Below are 16,555 nucleotides of genomic sequence, written 5' to 3'. Positions count from 1 at the left end.
GTCTCTTGTTTCTTCGCTTGTCACCGAACCGTTGTCACACATTCATCTTGCTGTCACAAACGATCCTCAGACTCCACTCCTGTACTAGCGTTGTGTTGCATTTCACCTGAGGTATCACCTGTATGAAACCGTTTGCCGTAACCAGCATTGGCCTGGCCGTCGTCATGGCCGCCTCCATCAGCACGGCCCACGCCCGGGACCAGATCCGCATCGTTGGCTCCTCGACCGTGTTCCCGTTCGCCAGCTACGTGGCCGAAGAACTGGGCGCGACCACCAAGTGGCCGACCCCGGTCATCGAGTCGACCGGTTCCGGCGGCGGCATGAAGCTGTTCTGCGAAGGCAACGGCCTGAATACCCCGGACATCACCAACGCCTCGCGTCGGATGAAGCCCTCCGAGTTCGAGCGCTGCCAGGAAAACGGTGTCACCGACATCACCGAGGCCATGATCGGCTACGACGGCATCGCCTTCGCCCAGAGCAACAAGAACGACAGCGCCGAGTTCACCCGCGAGCAGATTGCCATGGCGCTGCTCGAGCAGGTGCCGGTCGATGGTGAGCTGGTCGACAACCCGTACAAGAAGTGGAGCGACATCGACTCCTCGCTGCCGGATCGCGAGATCCGCGTCTACGGCCCGCCGTCCACCTCCGGCACCCGTGACGCCTTCGAGGAGCTGGTGCTCGAGGCCGTGACCGAGGAGATGGAAGCCTACGGCAACGAAGGCTACGCCAACCTGCGCAAGGATGGTGCCTACATCGACGCCGGCGAGAACGATAACCTGATCGTGCAGAAGCTCGAGAACGACACCGACGCCTTCGGCATCTTCGGTTACAGCTTCCTCGAGGAGAACAGCAACAAGCTGATCGGCTCGAACATTGACGGCGTGGCGCCGGAGCCGGACGCGATCGGTTCGGGCGAGTACCCGGTCTCCCGTTCCCTGTTCTTCTACATCAAGAACAGCCACGCGGATGACGTCCCGGCCATGAACGACTACGTCGACCTGTTCATGAGCGACAAGATGATCAGCGATTTGGGCTACCTCAAGGGCATCGGCATGATCCCGTTGCCGCAGGCGGAACTCGAGGAGCTGCAATCGGCAGTCGCCGAGCGCAAGACGCTCCAGCTGTCCGACCTCAAGTAAGCGCAGGGGCCGTTTCCCCAGCGATGGGGACGGACGCCCTCCCAGGGACGGGGAAAGCCGGTGGGTCATCCGCCGGCTTTCTCTTGTCGCAAGTGTTTGGTGTCTCGATCACCGAATGCTTGCAACAGGAGCCAGCTTCTCAATAATGGCCGCTTTGGATTACCCAACCCGGACTCGCTCGGCAATGCCGTGGCGATGCACGAAACGAGACGGAAAGCGCTGAAATGCAGACCGACCAGATACTGATGACGTTCTTTGCCGGGGTGCTGCTCCTCGGGGTGCTGGGGTTCTTCCTCGGCCGCTCCAAGGCTGCACGGGTCCGTGCTGGTGGGGCGCACATGCATTCCCAGCCGGATCAGTACGCCTGGTTCACCGTCCTGAGTGCCGCCGGCCCGGCGGTGGTCGTCGCCATGATCGCGGCCATCGTGCTGGGCCTGTCCGAAACGGCCTTCCCCGGCTGGCTGGCAGTGGCCGGCGCGCTGGGGCTCGGGGCGTTCGGCTTGTTCGTCGGCCTGAGGCGCGTTCGGCCGGAGCTGCGTGCCCGCGACTCGCTCGAACGGGCGGTCAAGTGGGTGTTGATCGGCGCGGCCTCGATTTCGATCTTCGCGACCTTCGGCATCCTGTTCTCCATCCTGTTCGAGGCGATCCGCTTCTTCCAGATGGAGAGCTTCTGGTACTTCATCACCGGCACCAACTGGGCCCCGGGAGATTCCTTCCTCGAGTCGGCCGGGCGCGCCGAGGCCGGTGAAGGATCCAGCGGCAACTTCGGTGCCCTACCGCTGTTCGCCGGCACCTTCATGATCACCGCCATCGCCATGCTAGTGGCCGTGCCCATCGGCGTCTCGGCGGCGATCTACATGGCCGAGTACGCACCACCCAAGGTGCGTGACGTGGCCAAGCCGGTGCTCGAGGTGCTCGCCGGCATCCCGACCGTCGTCTACGGCTTTTTCGCCGCGATCACCGTCGCCCCGCTGATCGTCTCGGCCGCCGATTCGGTCGGCCTGGAGGCCTCGTTCAACAACGCGCTGGCGCCCGGGATCGTCATGGGCATCATGATCATCCCGTTCATCTCCTCGCTGTCCGACGACGTCATCAGCTCGGTGCCCACGGCCATGCGGCAGGGGTCGCTGGCGCTGGGCACCACCCGCAACGAGACCATTCGCCACGTGGTGCTGCCCGCCGCCTTGCCGGGCATCGTCTCGGCGACGTTGCTGGGCGTCTCGCGGGCGCTGGGCGAGACCATGATCGTGGTGATGGCCGCGGGCATGCGCCCGAACCTCACCGCCAATCCGCTCGAGGACATGACCACCGTGACGGTGAGCATTGTCTCGGCACTGACCGGCGACAACGAGTTCGAGTCGGCCGCGACCCTGTCGGCCTTCGCCCTCGGCCTGATGCTGTTCGTGGTCACGCTGGCGCTGAACTTCGTCTCGGTGGTGATGATCCGCCGCTTCCGCGAGAAGTACGCGGTCAACAACCTGTAATCGATCAACCGGAAAGCTCCCGTCATGGCACAGTCCCTCGACGACATCTCCCGCCAGCTGAAAAAGCGCCACCGCAAGTCCGCCCGGATGAAGTGGTTGTCGATGTCGGCGCTGATCGCGGCCGGCGCGTTCCTGCTGTTCTTCCTTGCCGATATGCTGATCAAGGGGCTGCCGGCGTTCCAGCAGGCCTACATCGAGATCGAGATCGACTACAGCGAACGGGCCGCCGAACTGCCGCTGGCCGCCGTCGAAGCGGACTACCGGGAACTGGTCAGCCGCGGGTACCTTCGACTGATCCCCGGACGCATGGCCGAGGACGACTCGCTGATGGGCACCAAGCAGACCGAATGGGTGCTTGCCGACGACGCGGTCGACCAGCACCTCAAGGGCAGGAAGTCCCGGCTCAAGGACAAGCAGGTCGCGGTGGTCGAGCGGATGGTCGAGGAAGGGCGCGCCGAGTTGCGTTTCAACACCGGGTTTTTCACCAACGGTGATTCCAAGTTGCCCGAGATGGCGGGTCTCGCCTCGGCGGCGATCGGCTCGGTGCTGGTACTGATCGTGACCCTGGCGTTTGCCTTCCCGGTGGGGGTGATGACGGCGGTCTATCTCGAGGAATTCGCGCCGGACAACCGCTTCACGCGCTTTCTCGAGATCAACATCAACAACCTCGCCGCGATCCCCTCGATCCTGTTCGGTCTGCTGGGGCTGGCGATCTTCATCAACTTCTTCGGCGCGCCGCGTTCCTCGGCGCTGGCCGGCGGTCTGACGCTGGGCCTGATGACCCTGCCGATCATCATCATTACCTCGCGCGCCGCGTTGCGCGCCGTGCCCGACTCGATCCGTCAGGCGGCCTACGGCGTCGGTGCGACCCGCTGGCAGACCGTGCGTGACCACGTCTTGCCGCTATCGATGCCCGGGATTCTTACCGGCTCGATCATCGGCCTGGCCCAGGCGCTGGGCGAGACCGCGCCGCTGATCATCATCGGCATGATCGCCTACATCCCGGATGCACCGGGCAGCTTTACCCAGGCGGCCACCGTACTGCCGGCGCAGATCTTCACCTGGGCGGGCATGCCGGAGTCGGCCTACGTCGAGCGGACCGCCGCGGGCATCCTGGTATTGCTGTCGGTGCTGATCACGCTCAATGCCACCGCGGTCTATCTGCGCAAGAAGTTCGAACACCGCTGGTAATGGAGCCTCTGCACAAGTCCGATGTCGCTCTGGGCTGGCGAAACGGTTATCAGGCGAGCCGGCGGCCAGCCCCCTGCGGGCACACCCTGAGCCGAGCATCTGCTGCGTTGCCGCCCTTGGAAAGGGAACAACCCTTCCGCGGCGGGCGGTCGCCTTGCAGCTGCCCGGCTCAGGGCGCGCAGAACGTCATCGGACTCGCACAGAGGCTCCAGCGGCCTAACCACTTTTTCCCACACGTCAACCAACGACAGGTACGGCGAGCATGACAACCAAACTCGCATCCCCCGGTGCCCCGGTCACCTTCAACCAGGAGACCACCCACGACCTCGAGCTGACCGTGCGCGATCTCAAGCTCTGGTACGGGGACAAGCAGGCGCTTCACGGCATCGATCTGGATATCTACCAGAACAACATCACCGCGCTGATCGGGCCGTCGGGTTGCGGTAAGTCCACCTTCCTGCGCTGCCTGAACCGCATGAACGACCTGATCCCGTCGGTGCGTGCCGAGGGCGAGGTCGTGATGGAAGGCCGGAACGTGCTCTCCAAGCAGGTCGACGAGGTCGCCCTGCGCAAGAAGGTGGGCATGGTGTTCCAGAAGCCCAACCCGTTCCCCAAAAGCATCTACGAGAACATCGCCTACGCGCCGCGCATGCACGACATCGTCAGCAAGGGCAGTGAGCAGGACGAGCTGGTCGAGCAGTCGCTGCGCGCCGCCGGCCTGTGGGACGAGGTCAAGGATCAGCTGGACAAGCCGGGGACGTCGCTCTCCGGTGGCCAGCAGCAGCGCTTGTGCATCGCCCGGACGATCGCCGTGCAGCCGAGCGTGATCCTGATGGACGAGCCCACCTCCGCGCTCGATCCGATCTCCACGGCCACGATCGAGGAGTTGATGCACGAGCTCAAGCGTGACTTCACCATTGTCGTCGTCACCCACAACATGCAGCAGGCCGCACGGGTCGCCGATTACACCGCGTTCTTTCACCTGGGCAAGGTGATCGAGTACAACGACACCGCGACCATGTTCTCCACCCCGGAAAAGCAGCAGACCGAGGACTACATCACCGGGCGGTACGGCTAAGCTTCACGCTTTCAGCATCCAGCCCTGAAAAGAAAAAGCCCCGCGAGTCGATGACCCGCGGGGCTTTCTTGCATCCGGGTTGTCCGGAAGGCCTTAGCCTTCCTTGTGGTAATCCCAGAGGCGCTGGACTTCGTTCTTGGAGCCCAGGATGACCGGCACGCGCTGGTGCAGCTTTTCCGGCTCGATGGTCATGATCCGGTCCGGGCCGGTGATCGACAGGCCGCCGGCCTGCTCGACGATCATGGACATCGGGTTCGCCTCGTACATCAGGCGCAGCTTGCCGCCGCGCTCGCGGTGCTTGCTGTCGATCGGGTACATGAACACGCCGCCACGCACCAGGATGCGGTGCACTTCGGCGACCATCGAGGCGACCCAGCGCATGTTGAAGTCCTTGTCACGCTCGCCTTCGGTGCCGGCGAGGCACTCGTCGACGTAGCGCTTGACCGGCGCATCCCAGAAACGCTGGTTCGACATGTTGATGGCGAACTCGGCGGTGTCTTCCGGGATGGTCATGTTCGGGTGCGTCAGCTTGAACTCGCCGACCGAACGGTCGAGCGTGAAGCCGTCGACGCCGTCACCGATGGTCAGGACCAGGATGGTGGACGGGCCGTAGGTCACGTAGCCGGCGGCGACCTGCTCGGTGCCCGGCTGCATGAAGTCTTCCTCGGTCGGGTTCTCCTTGCCGGTGGGGGCCTTGAGCACGGAGAAGATGGTGCCGACGGTGACGTTGACGTCGATGTTCGACGAGCCGTCCAGCGGGTCGTAGGTGCACAGGTACGGGCCGCGGTGCTTGCCCGCCGGCAGGTCGTAGACCTCGTCCATTTCCTCGGAGGCGAGACCCGCGACGTGGCCACCCTCGGTGAGGATGTCGGTGAACTCGTCATTGGAGATGATATCGAGCTTCTTCTGGGTCTCGCCCTGGACGTTCTCGGTCTCGGCGGAGCCCAGCAGGCCGATGAGGTTGCCGCGGCCGACCTGGTCGGCGATCAGCTTGCAGCCGGCAGCCACGTCGCTGATCAGGCCGACGAAATCGGCGTCGACGCGGCCCTGGCGCTGGTGCTCGGCCAGGTACTGCGAAAGTCGCTTGGCTTCAGACATGGAAAAGTCCTCTGTGTCAGTCGAATGGTTAAACGGATCTTGGAGACAGGAAGTCTTTGAATGGTTAGGAAGAACGTCCCGAGCATTCAGAGCCGCCCTGCTACAAAAATCGGCGCCTATAGTAACCGATCGCCGGCAGCAACCGAACCACGGCCGACGAGCGGCGCTGGCATGCGGTTTCCGGGCGGCTGCAGGGTAAGGCCAAAATGGGTATGCTTGTCGACGCTCATGCTTGGGCGGCGTCCGCCGCCCGGCCGAACCCACGGATCCGGAGTCATCGGTCTTGGACGATCAGGACATCAAAACCGTCCGCTCTCCTCGCGCCATCGAGCGCTCGCTCGAGCGACTGTACGAGGCCCGCGGACATGTCTGGCTGATCCCCGATGACGACCCGGATTTCCAGGGCCAGGTACAGGTGGTGGGCAACGAATCCGAGGCCCGGCGGCTGGTGCTCGACTGCCCGGACCCCGTGGTGCTGCGTCACGTGCTCAACGCCGGGCGGGTGCGTTTGCAGGCGGTCGTCGACGGTCTGCTGAACTGGTTCTATTCCGCCGATCTCGCGACCCGTGAAGAGGGTGGCGATTGCTACCTGAGTGTCGGCTATCCCGAGGTGATGCAGCGTCTCCAGCGCCGGGCGGCCTTTCGCATCGACCTTCCCCCGGATGTGCCCGGCACGCTGGCCTTCTGCCCGTCGCCGCCGCGAGGCGTCACGTCCGGCGACGTGGTCAACCTTTCGGCCACCGGTTGTGCCGTGAGCGTGGTCGGAGACAAGGACCCGGGGCTCAAGCCCGGCGACGAGGTCAGCGCCGCGCGCCTGAAGGTCGGCGAGGGCATCGACGTGCGCCTGGAGTTCATTGTCCGCAACCGCCGCCCGGGCGTGGGCAAGAGCGTGGTCTACGGCCTGGAATTCGCCGCGCTTCCCCCGCGCGACAGCCAGCTGATCGACCGCGAGGTCATGCGCCTGCAACGCCTGCGCCTGACGCGCGGCTGAGGTTCCCGGGCGGGACACCCTCGAATTGGTCCCGAAAAATTTCCCGGTCGCCCCCGCGTCTCGGCAGGACGGCGCTCAGGTGCGCAGCACGCCGTTGTCGCCGGTGCCGTACGGGTTGGGCACGTAGTCGTCGGCCGCCTCGTCGTTGTCCCACCGTTCCTCGTCGATCAGGTAGCGGAAGGCGTACTCGCTGCCCTGTGGCAGGCTGACCGAGGTCCGGTAGCTGCCGTCGCGCTGGCGTTTGAGCGGTAACGTTTCATCACCCCAGCCGTTAAAATCGCCGCGCACTTCGACGCGATGTTTCTCGCCGTCGTTCGGGCGGTAACTGAAGGTGACGCGACACTCGGGACGTACCTTGAGCGGTTTTTTCGTGATCGACATGGCCTTCCCTCCATTGACACACAAAGCCGACCGGGCGTCGGTCGCCTTACATTGCCTAAGCAATGTCGGGCGAACGGGCAATCCAGTCAAGTGATTGTTTACGCGACGATCTTGACGCTTGTGTGACGCGGAGGGTGCTTGGCTCGGAGACGGTCGGGGTCAGCGCGACAGGTTCTTCTCGAGCACGCGCATCAGCCGGCCCTCGCTGACCAGCCCGGCGGTGACGAAGGCCAGCAGCAGGAGCACCAGCAACCCCACGGCCAGGAACAGCATCGGCGCGGTCACGGCCAGCAGGGCCTGGGTGGCCGAGTCGAGGTTGCCGGTCTGCATCAGTTCGAGCACGTGCAGCGGATTGACCAGGATGGGACGCTGGAAGAAGGCCCAGACGTAGAAGCCGATGGTCACCGCACCCAGCAGCAAGGCGATCGCCGGCCAGATGCGAATCAGCCGGCGTCGGCGGGAAATGATCTGGCGCATCTCCCGGTGCATTTCGTTGGCGGGCAGCTTCTTGGCCATGGCTCAGCCTCCGGTCACCGGTGGGAAGAACGCGACCTCGTCGCCATCCGAGAGCGGATGGTCCAGGTCGACATATTCGTGATTGACGGCCGCCAGGGTGTTGCTGGGGCGCTCGATGTCGGTGACCCGCTGCCAAGCCTCGGCCACGGTGGCGGGGGTCTGGTCGAGCCGGGTCTCGTCGAAGCCAATGCGCTCGCGCAGGCTGGCAAACAGGCGGACGGTGATGCTCATGGTCGGTCGTTTCGCTGACAGTGTATGTACGCGTTGCCGGACGTTTCGACACCTGCGAACGCCCGGTCTGGCAACGCCTATTGTCTGCTAAAGTCTGAACCAATCCTAGTCCGGATTGCGCCCGAACCACGCGAATCGACCGGGCCGATCGGACCAACCGGGCACACTTGCCCGGCCATCGACATTCGAGGACGACCCTGCATGAAATGGATCAAGCGCATTGGCCTGCTTTTCGTCGCGATCGTGTTGGTCGCCATCCTGGCGATCGTCGCCTTCGCCCTGACCTTCGATCCCAACGACTACAAGCCGCAGATCGCCGCCCAGGTCGAAAAAGAAACCGGGCGCAGCATCCAGTTCAACGGTGACCTGTCGGTAACGATCTTCCCCTGGCTGGGGGCGGCCACCGAGGACGTGGTGCTGGCCAATGCCGAGGGCTTCGAGCCCGAGTCGATGATCGAGGTCAAGCGGCTCGAGGCACAGGCCGCGCTCCTGCCGCTGCTGCGTGGCGAGTTCGAGATCGGCACCCTACTGCTCGAAGACGCGCAGATTCACCTGACCCGCCTCGAGGACGGGCGCAACAATTGGGACGACTTGCTCGAGCGCTCCGCCGAGTCGGCCGAGGCATCAGGTTCCGAGCCGGAGAGGGTCGAGCCGCAGGATGGCGGCGGGCCGTCGCTCGTGCTCACTGTCGGCGGTGTCGACATCCGCAATGCCACCCTGCACTGGCGGGACGAGCAGGCCGATCAGCAGTTGACCATCGACGGGCTGGCTCTCACGACCGGCGAACTGGCCGACGGCACGCCGACCGACATCGAACTGGTCTCGGGCTTTCGCCTGGCGATGCCCGACATGCCAGTCCTGAACGGCAGCGTCGATCTGACCACGAAGGCCCAGTTGTGGCTAGACCGTCAGGACATGCTGTTCGAGGATCTCGAGCTCAACCTGGTGGCCAGCCACGACGACGGAGCCGAGGCCGGCCTGCCCGAGCGCATCGAGGCGATGCTGCAGGTCGAGAAGGCCGACGTGCGTGCCGGCAAGTCACAGGCGCGGCTCGATGGCGTGGTGCTCGACCTGAACGGCAAGGGCGTCGGCCCATTGACCTACCTCGAGAGTCGGCTGGAGACGGTGCTGGAGGCCGACTGGGCCGCCGGGCGCTACCAGCTGCCGCGCCTCTCCCTGAGCGCCGATCTCAAGGGGCTTCCCGAGGTTGACGGCACGGTGAGCGTTTCTGCCAGCGCGGTAGTTGACGCCGATCTGGCCGCCGGTACCGCTTCGATCAGCGATCTTGTGTTCGCCTCCGATCCGGTCAGGGGCTCGGGGCAGATCGATGTCAGCGGTCTGAACACGGGCGAGCTGGTCTCCTCCGGTCCGATCGAGATTGCCGCCTTCGATCCGCGCGAGCTGGCCGATCGGCTGGGCATGATCGTGCCCGAGATGCGCTCGGACGATGCGCTGCGCCAATTCGCGATGACGGGGCAGATCGACGTGACCCCGTCGCGGGCGATGCTCAACGATCTGCGCGTCACGCTCGACGGTCAGGAGCTGACCGGCCGTGCCGGTATCGACAACCTCGAATCCGGGCGCCTTCTGGCCCGGCTGCAGGGCGGTGATTTCGACGCCAACCCGTACCTCGCGCCCAAGACCGAAGGCGACAAGGACGCCAGCGAATCGTCCGGTTCGGGCAATGGCGGCAGTGCGCAGAGCAAGGCCGCCACCAAGAACGCCGAGATCGACTTGCCGGTCGAGACCCTGCGCGGGCTCAACCTCGATGCCCGGCTGCAGCTGGAAAGCCTTCGCTACGAGGACTACCGCCTGAGCAGCCCGGTGGTGCACCTGACGGCGGCCGGTGGCCAGCTGCAACTGGCTGAGTTGACCGCCAATGCCTTCGACGGGGCGATCGACGCCAGCGGTGCGCTGGACGTGCGTGGCGAGGTGCCGAGCTACGCCGGCAAGGGGCACGTGCAGGGCGTCTCGCTGCAACCGTTGCTCATCGCGGTAATGGACGAGGATCGGCTGCTCGGCAAGGGTGACATCTCCTTCGACGTCACCACCCAAGGCAAACGGGTCGATCAGCTCAAGTCGGGGCTCGACGGCAATGCCGATTTCTCCTTGCGCGATGGCAAGATCAGGGGCTTCGACATCGGCTACCTGCTGCGCCGAGCCCAGGCGCGCCTCGAGGGCAAGACCGAGCCGGAGCCCGAAGAGCTGTCCACCGACTTCACGGCCATCACCGGCACGGCCGTCATCCGCAACGGCGTGGTGCGCAATGACGATCTTGCCGGCTCCTCCCCGCTGCTACGGGTCGCCGGCAAGGGCGAGGTCGACCTGCCGCGAGAGCAGATCGACTACGGCCTGACCGTCACCGTGGTGAATACCGCCACCGGCCAGGGCGGCAAGGATCTCGAGCGCCTCAAGCAGGTGCCGGTGCCGATCCGCATCAAGGGCGCATTCAGCGACCCGTCGATCTCGCTCGACCTCGAATCGCTGGCCAGGGAAGCGGCGAAGGGCGAGGTGAAAACGCGCGTCGAGGAAGAGATCGACAAGCGTCTGGACGAGAAGGGCGGCGACGCGGTCAAGGAGTTGCTCAAGGGTTTCGGCCTGTGAGTCGGTCCGGTGCAGCCGTCATGCGATCAGCCGATCGCCCCCGTCGCGGGCCGTGACGGCGCCGTTCGCCGAACGGCTGCTGGCCTGGTTTGACGACCACGGTCGGCATGACCTGCCGTGGCAGCACCCGCGTTCGCCCTACCGGGTGTGGGTCTCGGAGATCATGCTCCAGCAGACCCAGGTTGCCACGGTCGTCCCGTATTTCGAGCGATTCATGGCGCGATTCCCCAATATCGATGCGCTCGCGGCCGCCGAGGCGGACTACGTGCTCTCGCTTTGGTCGGGGCTCGGTTACTACGCCCGTGCCCGCAACCTGCATGCCGCCGCTCGAACAATGGCGCAAACGGGCGTGCCGGAAACGGTCGAGGGCTGGGGCGACCTGCCGGGTGTGGGGCCGTCCACCGCCGCAGCGATCGTCGCCCAGGCCTTCGACTGCCGAGCGGTGATCCTGGATGGCAACGTCAAGCGCGTGCTCGCCCGTCATGCCGCCGTCGACACCCCGCAGGAAGCGGCGGCGACCCAGCGCGTTCTCTGGGCGCTGGCCGATGAGCGTACCCCGGGTGATCGTGCGGCCGACTACACCCAGGCAATCATGGACCTGGGCGCGACCGTCTGTCGGCGGGGCACGCCCCGCTGTGATGTCTGCCCGGTCCGTGATGACTGTCGGGCACGCCGGCAGGGACGCGAGCAGGAGTTGCCCGTCCGCCGGCGGCGCAAGCCCAAGCCGGTGCGCGAGCGGGTGTTGCTGTGGCTGGAGGATGGTGACGGCCATGTTTTCCTGGAAAAACGCCCGCCGAGCGGCATCTGGGGAGGTCTGGCCTGCCTGCCGGTGAGCGAGACGCCCGAGGCGGTCGATCAACGGCTGGCCGAGCTTGGTTTCAAGCCGGCCGATGACTGGCAGGCGCTGGGGCAACTGCGGCATGTCTTCAGTCACTTCGAGCTGGCCGCCGAGGTGTGGGGCATGCAGGTCGCGCCCGCTGCCGTGGCCGAGCGCCATGGCGAATGGCATGCGGTCGACCAGCTGGTCCACGAGCCGCCGGTGGGGCTGCCCGCCCCGATCCAGCGGCTGATCCGCGAACGCGGCGGGGCGGCACTGGGTCAATCGTGAATCCCGGCCGTCTCTCGAGCATCACGGCATTTCGGTAGGGCGTCGGTCCGGCGATTTTGCCGCCAAGGCGATCCGGTGAGGGTGAATCCCGCGCACTGACTGGCCGGTGGTCCCTGCCGGCACTGTTATCATTCCGGACACATTCCGCATCGAGTCGCGAACGAGGTTTTCATGACTGACCGCACCGTTTTCTGCCAGCGCCTACAGTGCGAGGCCGAGGCCCTGCCCAAGCCGCCCTATCCGGGCGAGATGGGTGAGCGCATCTACAACAACATCTCCAAGGCCGCCTGGCAGCAATGGCTGGCGCACCAGACCATGCTGATCAACGAGTATCGCCTGACGCCGATCGATCCCAAGGCGCGCGAATTCCTGGTCCGCGAGATGGAGAAATTCCTGTTTGAGGGCAACGAGGACAAGCCGGAAGGCTACGTCCCGCCGAGCGAGGGCGAGTAAGAGGAGCGCGCGACGCCCCTTGTAGGAGCGGCTTTAGCCGCGAATGCCGGGTGTCTGCCGCGGCCTTTCGCGGCTAAAGCCGCTCCTACGTAACCTTGGGGCGTGGCTTTGGCCGTCGCTACCGGGTCGCCAGAACCGCCGTGGCGGCCAGGAAATCATCCAGCGGCTCGAAGGGCGCGGTATCCATGGGCTCGCCGCGGCTGTTGGGCAGGGTGATCGCCCGCAGGTGTCGGATGCCGAAGTCCTCGGCGGCCGCCAGGGCGACCAGGTTGTCGTCGACCAGCAGGGTTCGGTCGGGGTCGAAGTGCAATTGCTCGGCCAGCCGATCCCAGAAGCGGGGCGACTCCTTGGCCGCGCCGATTTCGTGGGCGTTGAACAGGCGGTCGAGCCGCGTGTAGAGGTCGACCCGTTCGAACTTGAGATCGACGCTGGCCGGGTGGGCATTGGTCACCAGCACGCGCTGCTTGCCCGCCCCGCCCAGGCGCTCGAGGAATTCGGGCACGCCGTGGCGGTAGCGGATGTGGTGGGCCAGCTCGCGCTTGAGGGCGATCAGGTCGAGCTCGTTGCGGCAGTCTGGCGCCAGCGCACGGTGCCAGTCATCGAGGCAGTACCAGGCCAGCTGGCCGCGCAGGCCCTCGAAACGGGCGTTGAGCCGCGCCATCGCCTCGGGCTCGGCAAGCCCGCTCAGCTCGACGTAGCGCTGCGGGAAGTGTTCCTTCCAGAAGCGGGCGTCGAAGTCGAGATCGAGCAGCGTGCCGTCCATGTCGAGCAGCACGGTGTCGATGTCCTGCCACGGCAGGGCTGGATGGGCGGGCGTGTCGCTCATGGAGGCGGCCTGAACAAATGGGTGGACTGGCCGCTAGAGTTTCCCCCAGGCGGCCAGTGCGCCATTCTACCAGTAGCAACTTTCCACTCGGTCCGGCGGGCCGATGGCACAGGAGACACACGATGGCCGAATCCACCGTCTGCATCGAGCTCAACGGCGAGCCGCGCGACGTGCCCGAGGGCACCACGATCGAGGCGCTGGTCACGCTGGCCGGGACGAGCGGCAAGCGTTACGCGGTCGAGGTCAACGGCGAGATCTGCCCGCGTGCCGAGCACGCCAGCGCCGTGGTCGCCGACAGCGATCGGGTCGAGATCGTCCAGGCGATCGGCGGGGGCTGAGCATGACCGGGCTACTGCCTCGGCTGGCGCTTGCGCTCGCACTATCGCTGGGCTGGCTGTCGGCCTCGGCTTCGCCGGGCCAGGCCGCGATTGCCACCGCCCACCCGATGGCCACGGCCGCCGGGCGTGAGGTGCTGGAGGCCGGCGGCAATGCCTTCGATGCCGCGGTGGCGATCACGGCCGCACTCGCGGTGGTCGAGCCCTACAGCTCCGGGCTGGGTGGCGGTGGCTTCTATCTGCTCCATGACGCGGCAAGCGGGCGCGACGTGATGCTCGATGCCCGCGAGCGTGCCCCGGGCCAGGCCAGCCGCGACATGTATCTCGACGACGAGGGCAACCCCCAACCCGATCTGTCCGTCGACGGGCCGTTGGCCGCCGGCATCCCCGGCATCCCTGCCGCCCTCGATCACCTGGCCGCCGATTACGGCGCACTGCCTCTCAGCACGACGCTCGATCCGGCCATCCACGCCGCCCGTGACGGCTTTGCGGTCACCGAGATGTATCGTCGGCTGGCGGGTTTCCGCGAGGAACTGCTGGCGAACGATCCGGGCAGCCGGTCGATCTTCCTCGACCACGGCAAGCTGCCGGCGCTGGGGCATGTCATTCGCCAACCGGACCTTGCCGAGACGCTCGAGCGTATCGCCGTCGAGGGCCGCGACGGCTTCTACCAGGGCGAACTGGCCGGGCGACTGGTCGACGGGGTGCGCAAGGCCGGCGGCATCTGGTGTCGCTCGGACCTGGCCGGCTACCGCGTGGTCGAACGCGAGCCGGTGGTCAGCCACTTCCGGGGCTTCGAGGTGGTCTCCGCGGCCCCGCCGTCCTCCGGCGGCGTGGCGATCGCGCAGGTACTGAACACCTATGGCGCACTCGAGCGTCGTGCGGGCGAGCTGGACGACCTGTCCGTGCTGGGCCTGCACTACCGGGTCGAGGCGATGCGCCGCGCCTACCGCGACCGTGCCGAGTACCTGGGCGACCCGGACTACGTCGACATGCCGATCGAACGGCTCACCGGCGACGACTATGCCGCCGGGCTGGCGGTGGGCATCTCGCCGACCGACGCCACGCCCTCGTCCGCGCTCGCCCCGGTGGTCACCGAGCCGGAAGGCCCGCACACCACGCACTTTTCCGTGATGGACGGCGAAGGCAACTACGTCGCTGCGACCCTCTCGATCAACTACCCGTTCGGCGCCGCGGTGACCGTGCCGGGAACCGGCGTGCTCCTGAACGACGAGATGGACGACTTCTCGCAAAAACCGGGCGTGCCCAATGTCTACGGGCTGGTCGGTGCCGAGGCCAATGCCATCGCTCCGGGCAAGCGGCCGCTGTCCTCGATGTCGCCCACCTTCGTGCGCAGCGAGGACCTGGTCGGCGTGCTCGGCACGCCCGGCGGATCACGCATCATCACCATGGTGCTCGGCGGTGTGCTGGCGGCGACCCGCGGCGAGCCGGTCGACGACTGGGTGACCGGCCCGCGCATCCATCACCAGTACCTGCCGGATCGCATCGAGGTCGAGCCAGACTTGCTCACCGACGAGCAGCGCGCCGAACTCGAGCTGATGGGGCATCGCATCGAGGTCAATGATGGCTTTGGCAACATGCAGGCGGTCGCCTGGTGGCGTGACGACGGCCGGCTCGAGGCGGCCAGCGACCCGCGCGGCGAGGGCGAGGCGGTGGTGTTCGCCGCGGAGGCGCCATGAGCCGGTTTGCCCTGGGTTGCTTCCGCACCACGGCCCGGCCGGCGGGTGACGAGACGCTCTTCAGCGTGCCGGCCGCGCAGCGTCGCCTGGCGATCACGACCGGCTCGTTCACGCAGGCCTTGCGGCGGCACACCGGTCGACCGGTGGTGGTCAGGCGCCTTGCCGAGGGGTGGCGCGGGCACGTCGCCGGTCGCTGGCCGACCCCAAGGGTCACGCGCGTCTGGGAGCGTCGCGTCCGGCTGGAGAGCGGCGATGCCCGGGTCGATGCCTTGACCGAGGTGGTCGGCCCGCTCACCCCGCGTCTGCATCGTGCGATCACCGGCCTGGCCGACACCCCGCTGATGGAAGTGCTCGCCCGGCAACCGCTCTGTCGCCGGCTGAGTTTCCGCGTCAGTCTCCAGGGTGGCCGGATCAGCCGCGAGACCGTCTACCGCATCCTCCTCGCCCGGGTGCGCGTCACCGAGTGGTTCGATATCGACGCCTGTTGATACCGAACGGCCCGGCCTTGTGTAGGAGCGGCTTTAGCCGCGAAAGGATCAGGTGCCTTCGGTTTTCTTCGCGGCTAAAGCCGCTCCTACGGCCGGCATCCCCGTGTAAGAGGCGAACATGAAAAAGCCGCGCCCGGAATGATCCGTGGCGCGGCTTTTCTTCGTCCGGTGATCGGCTCGGCTTAGCCGAATTCCATGCTCTGGGTGTTGCCGCCTAGGTCGCCGAGGGTCTTTTTGACCTGCTCGGTGAAGGCCGGTGGGCCGCAGACGTAGAACTCGTCGGACAGGTCGCGCACGTGCTCGCGGATAAAGCCGTCGTCGACGTGGCCGCTGTGGGTGCACAGCGGCGAGTGCTCGCGGGTGCAGACGAAATGCGCGTTCTCGCCGAAGGCGGCCTCCAGTTCGCGCTGCTGGATGATGTCGCCGGCGGTCTTGTTCGAATAGATCAGCTTCTGCCCGTCGAGCTGGCCGCGGTCGGCGAGGTCGCGAATGATGGCGAGAAACGGCGTGATGCCGGCGCCCGCGGCGATGAACCAGCCCGGCCCCTCGTAGTTGAAGCTGTCGAAGGGCTCGGAGATCAGCAGCTTCTGACCGGGCTGGGCCTGGGCCAGATGCTGGGTGACGCCGTCGTGGCTGCCGTAGCTCTTGATCATCAGTTCCAGCACGCGATCACCGACCCGGTTGGTCAGCGTGAACGGGCGGCCCTGGTCGCGCCACTGGGGCTCGTCGATGGCCAGCTCGAGCGCCTGGCCCGGCGTGAAGGTGTAGCCATCCGGCTTGGCCAGGATGTATCGCTGTACGTCATGGGTGACGAATTCGCGCAGCAGCAGTTCGGTCTGGAACATAGTGGTGTTGAATCGTGGTTCGGCTGGAAAATGTCGGGGGAGTCTAGCCGATTTGCGTAACCGCCGCTGCCAGGGCACGGAAGGCGA

The 16,555-nt window shown here is 66.1% G+C and carries 17 protein-coding genes; 11 read left to right on the top strand and 6 right to left on the bottom strand.

Translation table 11 applies throughout. The annotated features are described in order from the left end of the window. Positions 1–122 precede the first annotated feature (122 nt). The 4 genes from D5687_RS02020 to pstB all read left to right on the top strand — a co-directional run bounded on the left by D5687_RS02020 (position 123) and on the right by pstB (position 4,892). Positions 123–1,139 (top strand): PstS family phosphate ABC transporter substrate-binding protein, encoded by a 1,017-nt coding sequence (locus tag D5687_RS02020; protein WP_125198095.1) that lies wholly within the window; start codon positions 123–125, stop codon positions 1,137–1,139. A gap of 224 nt (positions 1,140–1,363) precedes the next feature. Next, positions 1,364–2,623: a phosphate ABC transporter permease subunit PstC gene (pstC, locus tag D5687_RS02015; protein WP_125198094.1), complete on the top strand. Its 1,260-nt coding sequence runs from the start codon at positions 1,364–1,366 to the stop codon at positions 2,621–2,623. Positions 2,624–2,647: 24 nt separating this feature from the next. Further along, positions 2,648–3,814, top strand: coding sequence for a phosphate ABC transporter permease PstA (pstA, locus tag D5687_RS02010; protein ID WP_125198093.1), 1,167 nt, complete (start codon positions 2,648–2,650; stop codon positions 3,812–3,814). A gap of 262 nt (positions 3,815–4,076) precedes the next feature. Then, positions 4,077–4,892 (top strand): phosphate ABC transporter ATP-binding protein PstB, encoded by an 816-nt coding sequence (pstB, locus tag D5687_RS02005; RefSeq protein ID WP_125198092.1) that lies wholly within the window; start codon positions 4,077–4,079, stop codon positions 4,890–4,892. A gap of 93 nt (positions 4,893–4,985) precedes the next feature. Here the strand turns inward: pstB and D5687_RS02000 are convergent, their stop codons facing one another. Beyond that, the gene (locus tag D5687_RS02000) at positions 4,986–5,990 is read right to left on the bottom strand and encodes a class 1 fructose-bisphosphatase (protein WP_125198091.1); all 1,005 of its coding nucleotides are present in this window, start codon (positions 5,988–5,990) and stop codon (positions 4,986–4,988) included. A gap of 283 nt (positions 5,991–6,273) precedes the next feature. Between D5687_RS02000 and D5687_RS01995 the strand changes: the two genes are divergently transcribed. Next, a complete protein-coding gene (locus D5687_RS01995) occupies positions 6,274–6,981 on the top strand; it encodes a flagellar brake protein (RefSeq protein ID WP_125198090.1) in 708 nt (235 codons plus the stop codon). 75 nt (positions 6,982–7,056) lie between these two features. Here the strand turns inward: D5687_RS01995 and D5687_RS01990 are convergent, their stop codons facing one another. The 3 genes from D5687_RS01990 to D5687_RS01980 all read right to left on the bottom strand — a co-directional run bounded on the left by D5687_RS01990 (position 7,057) and on the right by D5687_RS01980 (position 8,109). After that, positions 7,057–7,362, bottom strand: coding sequence for an isoamylase early set domain-containing protein (locus D5687_RS01990; protein ID WP_125198089.1), 306 nt, complete (start codon positions 7,360–7,362; stop codon positions 7,057–7,059). Between the two features lie 159 nt (positions 7,363–7,521). Continuing rightward, the gene (locus D5687_RS01985; protein ID WP_125198088.1) at positions 7,522–7,878 is read right to left on the bottom strand and encodes a hypothetical protein; all 357 of its coding nucleotides are present in this window, start codon (positions 7,876–7,878) and stop codon (positions 7,522–7,524) included. Between the two features lie 3 nt (positions 7,879–7,881). Next, positions 7,882–8,109: a MoaD/ThiS family protein gene (locus tag D5687_RS01980; RefSeq protein ID WP_125198087.1), complete on the bottom strand. Its 228-nt coding sequence runs from the start codon at positions 8,107–8,109 to the stop codon at positions 7,882–7,884. 201 nt (positions 8,110–8,310) lie between these two features. Here D5687_RS01980 and D5687_RS01975 point away from each other — a divergent pair, with 201 nt between their 5' ends. The 3 genes from D5687_RS01975 (at position 8,311) to D5687_RS01965 (ending at position 12,274) form a co-directional block, all read left to right on the top strand. After that, positions 8,311–10,713, top strand: coding sequence for an AsmA family protein (locus D5687_RS01975; protein WP_158611714.1), 2,403 nt, complete (start codon positions 8,311–8,313; stop codon positions 10,711–10,713). A 52-nt stretch (positions 10,714–10,765) separates the two neighbouring features. Further along, entirely contained in the window at positions 10,766–11,821 is a 1,056-nt protein-coding gene (mutY, locus tag D5687_RS01970) for an A/G-specific adenine glycosylase (RefSeq protein ID WP_125198085.1), read from the top strand. A 171-nt stretch (positions 11,822–11,992) separates the two neighbouring features. Beyond that, on the top strand, positions 11,993–12,274 hold the full coding sequence (locus D5687_RS01965) for an oxidative damage protection protein (protein WP_125198084.1): 282 nt from the start codon (positions 11,993–11,995) through the stop codon (positions 12,272–12,274). A gap of 118 nt (positions 12,275–12,392) precedes the next feature. Here D5687_RS01965 and D5687_RS01960 read toward each other — a convergent pair whose 3' ends face one another. After that, positions 12,393–13,100 (bottom strand): HAD-IA family hydrolase, encoded by a 708-nt coding sequence (locus D5687_RS01960; RefSeq protein WP_125198083.1) that lies wholly within the window; start codon positions 13,098–13,100, stop codon positions 12,393–12,395. 122 nt (positions 13,101–13,222) lie between these two features. Here D5687_RS01960 and thiS point away from each other — a divergent pair, with 122 nt between their 5' ends. Genes thiS through D5687_RS01945 form a run of 3 tightly spaced genes read left to right on the top strand, consistent with a single transcriptional unit; the run spans position 13,223 to position 15,623 of the window. After that, positions 13,223–13,438 (top strand): sulfur carrier protein ThiS, encoded by a 216-nt coding sequence (gene thiS, locus D5687_RS01955; protein ID WP_125198082.1) that lies wholly within the window; start codon positions 13,223–13,225, stop codon positions 13,436–13,438. A gap of 2 nt (positions 13,439–13,440) precedes the next feature. Continuing rightward, a complete protein-coding gene (gene ggt, locus D5687_RS01950; RefSeq protein ID WP_125198081.1) occupies positions 13,441–15,135 on the top strand; it encodes a gamma-glutamyltransferase in 1,695 nt (564 codons plus the stop codon). Continuing rightward, complete coding sequence (locus tag D5687_RS01945) at positions 15,132–15,623, top strand: hypothetical protein (protein ID WP_125198080.1); 492 nt, start codon at positions 15,132–15,134, stop codon at positions 15,621–15,623. Before ggt ends, D5687_RS01945 begins: the two co-directional genes overlap by 4 nt. A 182-nt stretch (positions 15,624–15,805) precedes the next feature. Here D5687_RS01945 and D5687_RS01940 read toward each other — a convergent pair whose 3' ends face one another. Beyond that, positions 15,806–16,468 (bottom strand): FAD-binding oxidoreductase, encoded by a 663-nt coding sequence (locus tag D5687_RS01940; protein ID WP_125198079.1) that lies wholly within the window; start codon positions 16,466–16,468, stop codon positions 15,806–15,808. Positions 16,469–16,555 lie beyond the last annotated feature (87 nt).

The sequence above is a fragment of the Guyparkeria sp. SCN-R1 genome (genome assembly GCF_003932495.1).
In the GTDB taxonomy this organism is placed as follows: Bacteria; Pseudomonadota; Gammaproteobacteria; order Halothiobacillales; family Halothiobacillaceae; genus Guyparkeria.
Note: the sequence above shows the minus strand (reverse complement) of the source record. Positions and strands in the feature narration are given on the sequence as shown.

What these genes read in the sequence shown, in the direction of transcription:
- D5687_RS01945 (WP_125198080.1), top strand. Translation starts at nt 15,132, where the DNA reads ATGAGCCGGTTTGCCCTGGGTTGCTTCCGCACCACGGCCCGGCCGGCG.
- pstB (WP_125198092.1), top strand. Translation starts at nt 4,077, where the DNA reads ATGACAACCAAACTCGCATCCCCCGGTGCCCCGGTCACCTTCAACCAG.
- pstA (WP_125198093.1), top strand. Translation starts at nt 2,648, where the DNA reads ATGGCACAGTCCCTCGACGACATCTCCCGCCAGCTGAAAAAGCGCCAC.
- D5687_RS01960 (WP_125198083.1), bottom strand. Translation starts at nt 13,100, where the DNA reads ATGAGCGACACGCCCGCCCATCCAGCCCTGCCGTGGCAGGACATCGAC.
- thiS (WP_125198082.1), top strand. Translation starts at nt 13,223, where the DNA reads ATGGCCGAATCCACCGTCTGCATCGAGCTCAACGGCGAGCCGCGCGAC.
- D5687_RS01975 (WP_158611714.1), top strand. Translation starts at nt 8,311, where the DNA reads ATGAAATGGATCAAGCGCATTGGCCTGCTTTTCGTCGCGATCGTGTTG.
- D5687_RS01985 (WP_125198088.1), bottom strand. Translation starts at nt 7,878, where the DNA reads ATGGCCAAGAAGCTGCCCGCCAACGAAATGCACCGGGAGATGCGCCAG.
- D5687_RS02020 (WP_125198095.1), top strand. Translation starts at nt 123, where the DNA reads ATGAAACCGTTTGCCGTAACCAGCATTGGCCTGGCCGTCGTCATGGCC.
- D5687_RS01940 (WP_125198079.1), bottom strand. Translation starts at nt 16,468, where the DNA reads ATGTTCCAGACCGAACTGCTGCTGCGCGAATTCGTCACCCATGACGTA.
- ggt (WP_125198081.1), top strand. Translation starts at nt 13,441, where the DNA reads ATGACCGGGCTACTGCCTCGGCTGGCGCTTGCGCTCGCACTATCGCTG.
- D5687_RS01980 (WP_125198087.1), bottom strand. Translation starts at nt 8,109, where the DNA reads ATGAGCATCACCGTCCGCCTGTTTGCCAGCCTGCGCGAGCGCATTGGC.
- D5687_RS01990 (WP_125198089.1), bottom strand. Translation starts at nt 7,362, where the DNA reads ATGTCGATCACGAAAAAACCGCTCAAGGTACGTCCCGAGTGTCGCGTC.
- D5687_RS02000 (WP_125198091.1), bottom strand. Translation starts at nt 5,990, where the DNA reads ATGTCTGAAGCCAAGCGACTTTCGCAGTACCTGGCCGAGCACCAGCGC.
- pstC (WP_125198094.1), top strand. Translation starts at nt 1,364, where the DNA reads ATGCAGACCGACCAGATACTGATGACGTTCTTTGCCGGGGTGCTGCTC.
- D5687_RS01965 (WP_125198084.1), top strand. Translation starts at nt 11,993, where the DNA reads ATGACTGACCGCACCGTTTTCTGCCAGCGCCTACAGTGCGAGGCCGAG.